General features: G+C 63.6%; 14 protein-coding genes and 1 pseudogene. 5 read left to right on the top strand and 10 right to left on the bottom strand.

Going from position 1 to position 10,715, the window contains the following annotated elements:
• The coding region (locus tag EOA75_RS21165; RefSeq protein WP_206517021.1) for a nicotinate-nucleotide--dimethylbenzimidazole phosphoribosyltransferase at positions 1-354 on the top strand (354 nt) is incomplete at its 5' end.
• Here EOA75_RS21165 and EOA75_RS21160 read toward each other — a convergent pair.
• Positions 351-1,871 carry a HAMP domain-containing sensor histidine kinase gene (locus tag EOA75_RS21160; protein WP_127325073.1) on the bottom strand — a complete coding sequence of 507 codons (1,521 nt, stop codon included), beginning with the start codon at positions 1,869-1,871 and terminating at the stop codon, positions 351-353. The two genes, EOA75_RS21165 and EOA75_RS21160, sit on opposite strands and share 4 nt — an antisense overlap.
• 75 nt (positions 1,872-1,946) lie before the next feature.
• Between EOA75_RS21160 and EOA75_RS21155 the strand changes: the two genes are divergently transcribed.
• The 4 genes from EOA75_RS21155 (at position 1,947) to EOA75_RS21140 (ending at position 4,542) form a co-directional block, all read left to right on the top strand.
• Positions 1,947-2,570, top strand: coding sequence for a thermonuclease family protein (locus EOA75_RS21155; RefSeq protein ID WP_127325072.1), 624 nt, complete (start codon positions 1,947-1,949; stop codon positions 2,568-2,570).
• 115 nt (positions 2,571-2,685) lie between these two features.
• Positions 2,686-3,297 (top strand): glutathione S-transferase, encoded by a 612-nt coding sequence (locus tag EOA75_RS21150; RefSeq protein WP_095780510.1) that lies wholly within the window; start codon positions 2,686-2,688, stop codon positions 3,295-3,297.
• Between the two features lie 27 nt (positions 3,298-3,324).
• Positions 3,325-3,942: a uracil-DNA glycosylase family protein gene (locus EOA75_RS21145; RefSeq protein WP_127325071.1), complete on the top strand. Its 618-nt coding sequence runs from the start codon at positions 3,325-3,327 to the stop codon at positions 3,940-3,942.
• Between the two features lie 108 nt (positions 3,943-4,050).
• The gene (locus tag EOA75_RS21140; RefSeq protein WP_067319982.1) at positions 4,051-4,542 is read left to right on the top strand and encodes an Lrp/AsnC family transcriptional regulator; all 492 of its coding nucleotides are present in this window, start codon (positions 4,051-4,053) and stop codon (positions 4,540-4,542) included.
• A 42-nt stretch (positions 4,543-4,584) separates the two neighbouring features.
• On the opposite strand, the pseudogene EOA75_RS21135 reads toward EOA75_RS21140, so the two are convergent.
• From EOA75_RS21135 to EOA75_RS21095, 9 genes and pseudogenes are all read right to left on the bottom strand, one after another.
• Positions 4,585-4,836: pseudogene (locus EOA75_RS21135) on the bottom strand (hypothetical protein); the annotation flags it as partial.
• Between the two features lie 143 nt (positions 4,837-4,979).
• Positions 4,980-5,684, bottom strand: coding sequence for a DNA alkylation repair protein (locus EOA75_RS21130; protein WP_127325070.1), 705 nt, complete (start codon positions 5,682-5,684; stop codon positions 4,980-4,982).
• A gap of 6 nt (positions 5,685-5,690) precedes the next feature.
• Positions 5,691-6,560, bottom strand: coding sequence for an NAD(P)-dependent oxidoreductase (locus EOA75_RS21125; RefSeq protein WP_127325069.1), 870 nt, complete (start codon positions 6,558-6,560; stop codon positions 5,691-5,693).
• Positions 6,561-6,673: 113 nt separating this feature from the next.
• Positions 6,674-7,498: an ABC transporter permease gene (locus tag EOA75_RS21120; protein ID WP_066992749.1), complete on the bottom strand. Its 825-nt coding sequence runs from the start codon at positions 7,496-7,498 to the stop codon at positions 6,674-6,676.
• Positions 7,495-8,211, bottom strand: coding sequence for an ABC transporter permease (locus EOA75_RS21115; protein WP_066992752.1), 717 nt, complete (start codon positions 8,209-8,211; stop codon positions 7,495-7,497). The genes EOA75_RS21120 and EOA75_RS21115 overlap by 4 nt, the downstream gene beginning before the upstream one ends.
• A 79-nt stretch (positions 8,212-8,290) precedes the next feature.
• Entirely contained in the window at positions 8,291-9,076 is a 786-nt protein-coding gene (locus tag EOA75_RS21110; protein ID WP_066992755.1) for an ABC transporter substrate-binding protein, read from the bottom strand.
• A 153-nt stretch (positions 9,077-9,229) separates the two neighbouring features.
• On the bottom strand, positions 9,230-9,745 hold the full coding sequence (mobB, locus tag EOA75_RS21105) for a molybdopterin-guanine dinucleotide biosynthesis protein B (RefSeq protein ID WP_127325068.1): 516 nt from the start codon (positions 9,743-9,745) through the stop codon (positions 9,230-9,232).
• Positions 9,742-10,374: a molybdenum cofactor guanylyltransferase MobA gene (gene mobA, locus EOA75_RS21100; protein WP_127325067.1), complete on the bottom strand. Its 633-nt coding sequence runs from the start codon at positions 10,372-10,374 to the stop codon at positions 9,742-9,744. The genes mobB and mobA overlap by 4 nt, the downstream gene beginning before the upstream one ends.
• A gap of 5 nt (positions 10,375-10,379) precedes the next feature.
• Positions 10,380-10,715, bottom strand: a 336-nt coding sequence (locus tag EOA75_RS21095; protein WP_164747476.1) for a DMT family transporter, incomplete at its 5' end; no start/stop codon positions are given.

Below are 10,715 nucleotides of genomic sequence, written 5' to 3'. Positions count from 1 at the left end.
GCCTTGCGCCGCGTCGGCGGGCGCGAGTTCGCGGCAATCTGCGGCGCCATTCTCGCAGCCCGCATGCAGAAGATTCCTGTGCTGCTCGACGGGTTCGTCGCGACGGCTGCTGCCGCGGTTCTGCACAAAGCCTATCCTTCCGCGATCGACCACTGCCTGCTCGCCAGCCTGTCGCCGGAGCCGGGCCAAGCCAAAGTCGCCGAACGGCTTGGGCTCGAGCCAATGCTCGATTTTGCTGTCAGTCACGGCGAAGGAGTTGGGGCTGGACTTGCCGCCGGTCTCGTCAAGGCCGCGGCGCTCACGAGCTCCGGTATGGCGGCGGCGGTTCGGGTCCAACCCGCGCCCCGGAGCTAACGCCGGCGGGCGGCGACAGCCTTGGTCGGCAGCGCGGGCAATTCCTCCATCACTCGGCTCAGCGGGAAGATGGCGATAGCCTCGGTGCCTTCGCGCAGCTTGGAGTGCAGCTCGAACTCGCCGCCATGCATGTCGAGCAGACCCTGCACGATCGGCAGTCCGAGGCCCGTTCCCTGTTCGGCGCTCTTGATGGCGATCGAGCCCTGGCCGAAGGCGGAAAGCACCACTGGGATTTCCTCTTCCGGAATGCCGGGACCGTTGTCCTTGACCGAGATGTACTGACCGCCGCCCGCCGTCCAGCCGACGCGCACACGCACTTCGCCGCCCGACGGCGTGAACTTGATGGCATTGGACAGCAGATTGAGCGCGATCTGCCGGATGGCGCGCTCGTCGCCGAACAGGCGCGGCAGCGCGGTCTCGAACTCCTGGATGACGCGGATGTCCTTGTTGCGGGCTCTCAGTTCCATCATATGGCAGCAATCCTCAACGATCGTCACCAGCACCACCGGCTCCTCGTTGAGCTGGTAGCGGCCGGCCTCGATGCGCGACAGGTCGAGGATCTCATTGATCAGATCGAGCAGATGCTGGCCGGATTCGTGCACATCACGCGCGTAATCGCGATAGGTTGGGTTGTTCATCGGCCCGAGCACTTCATTGGCCATCACTTCGGAGAAACCGAGGATGGCGTTGAGCGGCGTCCGGAGCTCATGGCTCATCGAAGCGAGGAAGCGCGACTTCGCCAGATTGGCGTCCTCGGCGCGCCGCCTGGCCTCGTCGGACATGGATTTGGCAGTCTCCACCTCGGCGATCAGCGCGTCCTTCTCGGAGCGGAAGGAGAGCAGCATCCAGGATGACTGGTTGAGATGGCGCGCGACGTAGCCAAAGAAGGGCAGGGCAGCGACCAGAAGCGCCGCCATGATCCCTTCGATCGGCATCCACAGGCGCAGGACGGCATAGACATAGACCGCCACGGGAACTGCGAAGGTCGCCAGCAGCGCGCCGCCCAGGGACGATGCCATCACCGCAGTCGTCGCCATGGCGACCAGGAGCACCATGGCCTTGACGACATGGAACTGGTCGACCTGGCATATGGCGCAGTCCAGCCAGGCGAACCAGGCCCAGCCGAGGCCGCAAAGCGAATGGCCGATCAGGAAATCGCGGCGCGTCTGCACCGGGTCGAGCTCGGCCGCCTCCGTGCGCTCGACGCGTCGCGCCATGAAGGTGACGATGGCGTAGCAAAGCAGCGTGAAGAGAGCCCAGACGGCGACCTGGTTGCCCAGGCCCGCGAAGCGGCCGATGGCCGCTACCACAAGCACAAGCAGAGGAATCGCGGCCGCACTGACCACCATGGCGCGTGCATGCAGCTTGAGCAGCTCGCGGTCGAAATCGAGGCTGCCGGCCTGCTGCGAAAGACGGTCACGCGTCCTGCGCACCGCGCGCGCCACATCGCTGTTGCGATGCGGTTTCCTGCGGTCCACAATGAATTTGTCCGCTGTGTCCGAGCGTAGCAAAGGCATGCAAGTTCAATTTCTGCGCGCAGCGATTTTCAGTTCGTTAAGCTACGTTCGAATGATTAAGAGACTGTTTGCCATATGAGCCGTTCCTGGTCGCGAAGACCGCGCCGGCGCTATGTTCCGCGGCCTCCGCGAAGCCTTTTGCGCAGGCTTCTGGATTACGGGCTGGCCGTGGTCCTGCTTGGCCTGTCCATCCTGGTGGCGGCGCGGCTCGACCGGTTCGAGATGCGACAGGAGCAAGGCACGGCCATCGTCGACGACGGTGATTCGATCACGCTTGGCGCCGAGCGCATCCGCATGCGCGGCATCGACGCGCCGGAATACACACAGACGTGCCGCAAGGACGGAGCCGACTATGCCTGCGGCAAGCTCGCGCGGCAGTCGCTGGTGCGGCTGATCGCCGACAGGTCGGTCTCCTGCAGCGGCTGGCAGCGCGACCGCTACGGCCGGTTGCTCGGCGACTGCAAGGCGGGCGACACGGACCTCAACCGCGCGCAGGTACAGTCCGGATGGGCCGTCGCCTTCGGCGACTTCGAAACGGAGGAGGCCGTCGCCCGGGCTGCCAAGGTGGGCATCTGGGCTGGCTCCTTCGATCAGCCGCAGGACTGGCGCGACAGCCATCACAATCAACCCGTCGAAAGGAAGCACGGCGCACTAGCTTCGCTCGGCGATGCGCTGCGTGAGCTTGTTCGTTTCTGGTGATGCCGCTCCGGTGATGCTCTGTTTGCCAACATGTGGTCTTGCCAAACCACTGTGCAGTTTTGGGCGACATGCATTGCAGCGCGCCCTAAGATTGGCATGAAGATCGGAGACTGGAATGAAGCTGTTCGATGGCGGCCGGGCGCCCAACCCCAGGCGGGTTCGGGTTTTCCTGGCTGAAAAGGGGCTAGCCGTCCCTTTGGTGCCCGTGGACATGGGCGCGCTGGAGCATCGCAAGGAGCCGGTGGCGTCGCGCAATGCGCTGCGGCGGCTGCCCGTGCTCGAACTCGACGACGGGACCATCATCACCGAATCCATCGCCATTTGCCGTTATTTCGAGGAGTTGCATCCCGAGCCCGCCCTGTTCGGAACAGGCGCGCTCGGCAAGGCCATGGTGGAGATGTGGCAAAGGCGTCTGGAGCTAAACCTGATGAGCTGCGTGGCCGCCGCGTTCCGGCACATCCATCCGGCAATGAAGGAATGGGAGGTGCCGCAGATCCCGGAATGGGGCGAGGCCAACAAGCCGAAGGCCATCGAGTTCCTGCATCTCCTCGACCGGGAGTTGGCGGATAGGGAATTTGCCGCCGGCGACACCTATTCGGTCGCCGACATCACCGGGCTGATCGCCATCGATTTCATGAAGCCGGCACGCATCAAGGTGCCTGAGGAATGCGGGAATGTGCTGCGCTGGCACGCAGCGCTCTCCAGCCGGCCAAGCGCTGCTGCTTGAGGCTTGTCTTTGGAGAACCCGCCGGACATGAGCGAAGCGCTGGAGAGCCTTGCCGCCAAGGTGCGGGCTTGCCGCATCTGTGTCGAGCAGCCGCGCGGCCGGCCCCTGCCGCATCAGCCGCGCCCGGTGCTTGTGCCTTCGTCGAAGGCCCGCATCCTGCTTGCCGGCCAGGCGCCGGGCACGAAAGTCCACATCTCGGGCATGCCGTTCACCGACGCTTCCGGGCATCGCTTGAGGAACTGGCTCGGCGTCACCCCCGACGAGTTCTACGACACGGAAAAATTCGCCATCGTGCCGATGGGTTTCTGCTTTCCGGGCCAGGACACCAAGGGCGCCGACCTGCCGCCGCGGCGCGAATGCGCCACCGCCTGGCGCGCCGATCTGATGGCGCTGATGCCGCAGATCGATCTGGTGCTGACGATCGGCGGTTATGCGCAGTCCTGGCACATGGGCACGGCGCGTGGGCCGTCGCTGACGGAAACGGTCAGAAACTGGCGCGCTGTCTGGGATGCTGCAGCCGGGCCGAAAGTGCTGCCGCTGCCGCATCCGTCATGGCGAAACACCGGCTGGCTGAAGAAGAATCCGTGGTTTGAAATGGATTTGCTGCCATTCCTGCGCTCGGAAATCCGCTATCGCCTCAATTAGGCATCTTGCAAGAAATCACTCGCTTTTGCCGGCATTGGCAGAATTTCTTTCTTGTGAAAGGGCCTGATAAAAAGGATTATAGCCAAACTATTCCGCTGGAGCCTTCCCATGGACCGCCTAGACAGAAAAATTCTTCGCCTCCTGCAGGAGGACGCGACGCTTGCGGTCGCCGATGTCGCCAAGAAAGTCGGCCTGTCGACCACGCCGTGCTGGCGGCGCATCCAGAAGCTCGAGGAAGAGGGCGTCATCCAGCGGCGCGTGGCCATTCTCGACCATGAGAAGGTCAATGTGCGCGTCACCGTCTTCGTTTCGATCCGCACCAATTCGCACAGCCATGAATGGCTGCGGCGCTTCTCCGAGGTCATCCAGGAATTTCCGGAGGTGGTCGAGTTCTACCGCATGAGCGGCGACGTCGATTACCTCTTGCGCGTCGTGGTGCCCGACATTGCCGCCTACGACGCCTTCTACAAGCGGCTGATCGCCAAGATCGAGATCCGCGACGTGTCGTCCTCGTTTGCCATGGAGCAGATCAAGTACACGACCGAGATCCCGCTCGACTACATGATCCTGGACAAGGAGTCGGGGGCCAACGCGGCCTGAGCACGGCGCTCGCGCTTCCCGCTATGCGCGAAGTTGCGAGACCTAGTTCTTCTTTTTGTTGAGGAAATTCCACGGCGAGTTGACCGGGAGCGTGACGGCGTCCGGCACGCTGTCGACATCAGCCACCTCGGCCTTGCGCACGGTATAGCCGGACTGCACGATCAAGACGCCGTCCAGGATGAAGAGTTGGCTCTTCTCCATGCCGGGCTCCAGCACGCCGGTGACGGAGACCGGCTGGTATGCCTCCGCCATCCTGTAAGGATGCGCCGGCGTTACCAGCACGATCTGGTTCGGCGGCGGCGTCGGCTCTCGCGGTGGCGAGCATAAGCACGATCGCCAGCGTCGCGCTTGATCTGAAACGCCTGCTCATGGTCGTCATCCTCCGCCAGTCCCATTTCCGAAGCGAGTAAAAGCGTCGTGAGCTTACTTCGCTGAGATCAAGGTCGTGTGGTCGCGAGCCGTTCGAGCTGTTTGACATCCGAAAGTTCCTTCACCGCGTCCTTGCCGATCCAGCGTGCCGTCTTGTCGGACGACGCCGCCAGTTTCTCGGCCAGCGCAAGGGCAGGGGTGTGCAGCGCCACCGACCGCTTGCCGATCTGCCGCAGCGCCCAGTTCACCGCCTTGCGGACGAAGTTGCGCGGATCGCCCGCATGCGTCTCGATCAGCGGCAGAGCAGCGAGGAAGCTCGCGTCCGGCTCCTTCTTCAGATGCACCGCCGCCCAGGCCAGCATGGCAAAGGCGGTGCGGCGGACAAATTCGCGCTCGTCCTTGGCGAATTCCTCGACCAGCTCACGCCAGAACGGTGTTTGGGCGAACAGGTCGGCAACGGTATCGACAATCTCCCAACTGTCGAAATCGGCGGCCCAGCGCCGGCATTGACCGATGTCGAGCTCCTTCGGCTCGCCGGTGAAAGCGGCCATCAATCGCGCTTCGCGAATGTCGGTGTCCCACAAGAGCAGCGACCGTTCCTGGTTCTTCTTCAGCTTGCGCGCCAGCGGCCGCAGATCGGAATTGCCGACGCCGAGCGCGGTTCTCGTGTTGATGCCGAATCGCGCCATGCCGGCGCGGTTTTTCTCGCTGCCGATCGAACGCAGATGGGCGACGATCTCGTCGGCGCTCCAGCTCGGATCGGGCAGGACCATCGCCGTCTATTTTTCCAGGCGGGCGAGCAGCGAGGATGTGTCCCAGCGCCTGCCGCCCATGTCCTGCACGTCCTTGTAGAACTGGTCGACCAGCGCGGTCACCGGCAGCTTGGCGCCGTTGCGGTTGGCCTCGGCGAGGCAGATGCCGAGATCCTTGCGCATCCAGTCGACGGCGAAGCCGAAATCATATTTTCCGGCGTTCATCGTCTTGTGGCGGTTCTCCATCTGCCAGGAGCCGGCAGCGCCCTTGGAGATCACCTCGATGACCTTCTCAATGTCGAGCCCGGCCTTCTTGCCGAAATGGATGCCTTCGGCCAGCCCTTGGACGAGGCCGGCAATGGCAATCTGGTTGATCATCTTGGTGAGCTGCCCGGCGCCCGCGGGTCCCATCAGCCCGACCATGCGGGCATAGGCATCGATGACCGGCCTGGCCTTGTCGAAGGCGGCCTGCTCGCCGCCGACCATGACGGTCAGCACGCCATTCTCGGCGCCCGCCTGGCCGCCCGACACCGGCGCATCGAGGAAGGAAAAGCCGGCCTTGTCGGCGGCTTCGGCCAATTCGCGCGCGACTTCGGCCGAGGCTGTCGTGTTGTCGATGAAGACCGAGCCCGTCTTCATGGCGGCGAAGGCGCCGCTCGCGCCTGTCGTCACCGAGCGCAGGTCGTCGTCATTGCCGACGCAGGAGAAGACGAAATCCTTGCCTTCGGCCGCCTCGGCCGGTGTCAGCGCCAGTCTGCCGCCATGCTGGGCGACCCATTGCTCTGCTTTGGCGGTCGTGCGGTTATAGACAGTGATGTCGTGGCCGCCCTTGTTCCTGAGGTGCCCGGCCATCGGATAGCCCATGACGCCAAGACCGAGAAATGCAACCGATGCCATAAGCCTGCCTTCCAACAAGAGGTTTCAGTGGCGGAAGGTCTAGGCTATGCGAAATTTTCGTCAAGGCGCGCAAAGCCGCACCGACTGGTGCAGGCCCGTCCGCTGACGACGCTCTATCGTTTGAGGTGAATGGTGATCCGGCGTTCGATCCATTCGACGCCGTGACGCAGGATCTCGACCAGCACCAGGTAGACGATCGCCACCCAGATATAGGCCTGGATGTCGAAAGATTTTGCGTAGGCGAGCTTCGCGTTGCCCATCAGGTCGTAGACGGTGATGATGGCGACAATCGCGGAAGCCTTGATCATCAGGATGAGCTCGTTGCCGTAAGGCCGCAGCGCCACGATGATCGCCTGCGGCATGATCACCTTGCGCAGCGTCTGCAGCTTGTGCAGGCCAAGCGACGCCGCGCCTTCCCACTGGCCCCGCGGAACGCTTTCGATGGCGCCGCGCAGGATCTCGGCCTGGTAGGCGGCGGTGTTGAGCGAAAAGGCAAAGACGCCGCAGTAGAACGCCTCGCGGAAGAACCACCATAGTCCGACGGTTTGCAGCTCGGGGCGGAACGAGCCGATGCCGTAATAGACGAGGTAGGTCTGCACGAGCAGCGGGGTGCCGCGGAAGAAGTAGACGTAGCAATAAGCCAATCCGGAAAGGATGCGGTTCTTGGACATCCGGCCGTAGGCAACCGGCAACGAGAGAATAGCGCCCGCCACCATCGAAACGGAGACCAGCGACAGGGTGGTTGCGAGCCCCTGCAGATAGGCCGGCGCGTATCTGGCGAAGAAATCGGCGTTCCAGGCGTGGACCAGATAGGCCACGATGCCGATGCCGAAAAGGCTCCAGAGGCCGACCAGCGCGTAGCCTATGATGCGCACCCGCGGCCAGCCGCGAGCCCGGGGCGGTGGCCTGTCAACCGCAATAGCCTGGCTGACGCTCATCGAGCCTCCCTGCGCCCGAGCGAGCGCTGGATATAGCCGGTGGCGACCGAGGACAGGATGGCCAGCACAAGGAAGACCAGCGCCGCGACACTGTAGAAGAGGAAGGAATGCTTGGTGACGCGCGCTGCGACACCGGCATTGCGCAGGGTTTCCGCTAGATTGACGACCGACACCAGCGAGGTGTCCTTGAGCAGGCTGAGCCAGCAATTCTCCAGACCCGGGAAGGCGATGCGCAGCAGCTGCGGCAGGATCACCAGGCGCATCGTCTGCCATTTCGAAAGGCCAATGGCGTAGCCGCCCTCATACTGGCCCTTGGGAATGGCGCGAAAGGCGGAGAGAAAGACTTCGCTGGCGTAGGAGGAGAAGATCAGCGCCAGCACGATCATGCCGGCAATGAAGCTGTTCACGTCGATTGTCGCCTCGGGCTCGAACAGGCGGACGACATATTGCAGCAGCAGCGGCATGCCGAAGAAGAACAGGAACAGCGTCACCAGCTCGGGCAGGCCGCGAAAAACAGTGGTGTAGATGTTGGCTGCGAGCCGGAGCGCGGGCTCTTCGTGTTGCTTGGCGAAGGCGACGAAGAACCCGATCGCCAGGCCTATAGGCAATGTCGCAAGCGCCAGCGCGACCGTGACCAGCACACCAGACGCAATGTCGTCACTCCAGCCATCCGGTCCCCAACTGAGAAGTGTCCAAATGCTTTGGGCTGGCATTGGCGGGGCGTGTCTCCGTGGCGATCCCGGAATGGAGGCAGGGCGGCGAGGTGATCCTCACCGCCCTGAGCGCAAATGATCAGGACTCGGCGCCGTAGACGTCGAACTTGAAGTACTTGTCGTTGATTTCCTTGTACTTTCCGTTCTTGCGGATAGCGTCGATCGCGGAATTCAGCTTGTTGACCAGGTCGGTTTCGCCCTTGCGCACGGCAATGCCGGCGCCCGGTCCGAAGATCTCGACCGGCTGCGGCGAGGGCTGGCCGAGGATCTTGCAGCAGGCGCCGTCGGGCGAATCCAGCCACTGCTGCAGCACGACAATGTCGTCCTCGATGGCGTCGAGACGGCCATTGGCAAGGTCGGCCTGTTCCTCGGGGCTGCTCGGATAGCCCTTGATCGTGCTGTCGGTGTAGGTCTTCGAGGCATAGTTGAAGTGGGTCGTCGTGGTGGCGACGCCGATCGTCTTGCCGGCGAGGTCTTCCTTGGTCACGCCCTTGAGCGGCGAATCCTTCGGCACGGCGATCGCCGACGGAGTGTTGTAATATTTGTGGGTGAAGTCGACCTTTTCCTGGCGCTCTGGCGTGATCGACATGGAAGCGACGATGGCGTCGAACTTGCCGGCCTGGAGCGCCGGGATGATGCCGTCCCAATCCTGCGCGACGAAGGTGCACTTCACCTTCATTTCGTCGCAGAGGGCCTTGGCGATGTCGATGTCGAAGCCGACCAGCTGGCCGTCCGAGGTCAGGTTGTTGAAGGGCGGGTACGCGCCTTCGGTGCCGATCCTCAGGGTCTTTTCCTGAGCCTGGGCAACGCCAAGTGTCAGCAGCGCGGCCGAAGCGGCAAGCGCGATACGCAGTGCAATACGCATGATAATCCTCTCATATTGTCATGGCCGCTGTCCCGTGCGGCTCTTGTGGGCGGAGCCTTTTTGACCGCCCGCTGCGCGGGATACTCCCACTCTTTGCAAGAAAAAAGCAACTGCAAAAACAACAGCAAACGGCAACCGCCGTGTGCCGCTGCGTTACTTGCCTGGACTGACGAGACCGGTCGCGCGCTCGACAAAATCGGCTATCGATTTCGTATCGTCGAGGTTGAAGACCGGCAGCTTTTCGCCTTCGACCGGAAAGTCGGCGGCGACAGCCACGATGTTCGGGTCGTTGATCGAAATCGGCGTTCGGTCCTTGGCCTCCAGCCGTCTCGCTTCGATCTTTTGGTGCGCTTCGCGCTTGTAGCCTTCGACCAGCACGATGTCCGAGGGCGCCAGCCGCGCCAGGATGTCGTCCAGCGTCGGCTCGTCCTCGTTGCGCAGTTCGTGCATCAATGCCCAGCGCCGGCCGGAGACGATCGCGACCTCCATCGCGCCGGCCTGGCGGTGGCGGAAACTGTCTGTGCCGGGCTTGTCGATGTCGAAGTCATGATGGGCATGCTTGACCGTGGAGACCGTCCAGCCGCGCCGAACCAGTTCGGCGACCAGCTTCTCGGTCAGGGTCGTCTTGCCGGAGTTCTTCCAGCCGGTGATGCCGAACACGCGTCTCATGGCTCAAGGCTTTGCAACAGACGCTCGGCCTCCGCAAGATCGTCGGGCGTGTTGATGTTGAAGAACGGGTCGATCCGCTCGCCTCCGGCTTCGAGCATCGGAAACTCCACCTCGACAAAACCATGCCGCTCCACGAAGGCCGAGACCCGGCGATTGTCCTCCTCAACCAGGAAATGGCGCAGGGCATCGCGCAGGCCGAGCGGCCAGAGCGCGAAGGTCGGGTGCCACCTGCCGTCGGAACTGGCGACCGCGATCGCGCCCGGCCGTGCCCGAGCGGCAACGGCCAATCGCTCGACGAGATCGGCGGGGAAGAACGGCGTGTCGCCGGCCGCGCTGACCAGCGACCGGTAGCCCGTGTCCGCTGCCGCCCATTCGAGGCCGGTGAGGATGCCGGCGAGCGGGCCGGCATGGCCCTCTATCGTATCGGCAAGCACCGGAAGGTTGGTGCCGGCAAACCGTGCCGGATCGCCGTTGGCGTTGAGCACCAGCGTGGCGACCTGCAGTGTGAGACGCGCGGCGACATGCTCGATCAGCCTGACCTTGCCCAGCGAAAGCAGCGTCTTGTCGCCGCCGCCCATGCGGCGCGAGTGGCCTCCCGCCAGGATGATGCCTGCAACGCTTCGATCCATCGGGCCTATATGCCGTCCGGCGCCATGTCGGGTCCAGCGCTTTCGGCGGCAGGCTGGCGCCTGCCGACGAGGCGCTCGCGGTAGAGCGCGTAGAGGCCGGAGCCGATGATGATCGCGGCGCCGACGATCATCGGCAGGTCGGGGATATCGCCGAAGATGACGAGGCCGAGCACTATCGACCACAGCAGCGCCGTATAGCGGAAGGGCGCGATGAAGGAGATGTCGCCCGAGCGCATCGCCATGATGATGAACTGATAGCCGATGAGCACGAGCACGGCGGCCAGCGCCAGCAGCGCCGTCGCCTCGGCGGTCATTGGCGTCCAGCCGCCCATCGGCGGGGG

Origin of the sequence: Mesorhizobium sp. M1A.F.Ca.IN.022.07.1.1, from assembly GCF_003997575.1 — a bacterium.
Lineage (GTDB): Bacteria > Pseudomonadota > Alphaproteobacteria > Rhizobiales > Rhizobiaceae > Mesorhizobium.
The sequence above is the reverse complement of the archived record's forward strand: the minus strand, read 5'-3'. Positions and strand labels throughout refer to the sequence as shown.

What these genes read in the sequence shown, in the direction of transcription:
- EOA75_RS21115 (WP_066992752.1), bottom strand. Translation starts at nt 8,211, where the DNA reads ATGCCAGCCCAAAGCATTTGGACACTTCTCAGTTGGGGACCGGATGGC.
- EOA75_RS21110 (WP_066992755.1), bottom strand. Translation starts at nt 9,076, where the DNA reads ATGCGTATTGCACTGCGTATCGCGCTTGCCGCTTCGGCCGCGCTGCTG.
- mobB (WP_127325068.1), bottom strand. Translation starts at nt 9,745, where the DNA reads ATGAGACGCGTGTTCGGCATCACCGGCTGGAAGAACTCCGGCAAGACG.
- EOA75_RS21125 (WP_127325069.1), bottom strand. Translation starts at nt 6,560, where the DNA reads ATGGCATCGGTTGCATTTCTCGGTCTTGGCGTCATGGGCTATCCGATG.
- EOA75_RS21160 (WP_127325073.1), bottom strand. Translation starts at nt 1,871, where the DNA reads ATGCCTTTGCTACGCTCGGACACAGCGGACAAATTCATTGTGGACCGC.
- EOA75_RS21130 (WP_127325070.1), bottom strand. Translation starts at nt 5,684, where the DNA reads ATGGTCCTGCCCGATCCGAGCTGGAGCGCCGACGAGATCGTCGCCCAT.
- EOA75_RS21120 (WP_066992749.1), bottom strand. Translation starts at nt 7,498, where the DNA reads ATGAGCGTCAGCCAGGCTATTGCGGTTGACAGGCCACCGCCCCGGGCT.
- EOA75_RS21155 (WP_127325072.1), top strand. Translation starts at nt 1,947, where the DNA reads ATGAGCCGTTCCTGGTCGCGAAGACCGCGCCGGCGCTATGTTCCGCGG.
- EOA75_RS21140 (WP_067319982.1), top strand. Translation starts at nt 4,051, where the DNA reads ATGGACCGCCTAGACAGAAAAATTCTTCGCCTCCTGCAGGAGGACGCG.
- EOA75_RS21145 (WP_127325071.1), top strand. Translation starts at nt 3,325, where the DNA reads ATGAGCGAAGCGCTGGAGAGCCTTGCCGCCAAGGTGCGGGCTTGCCGC.
- EOA75_RS21150 (WP_095780510.1), top strand. Translation starts at nt 2,686, where the DNA reads ATGAAGCTGTTCGATGGCGGCCGGGCGCCCAACCCCAGGCGGGTTCGG.
- mobA (WP_127325067.1), bottom strand. Translation starts at nt 10,374, where the DNA reads ATGGATCGAAGCGTTGCAGGCATCATCCTGGCGGGAGGCCACTCGCGC.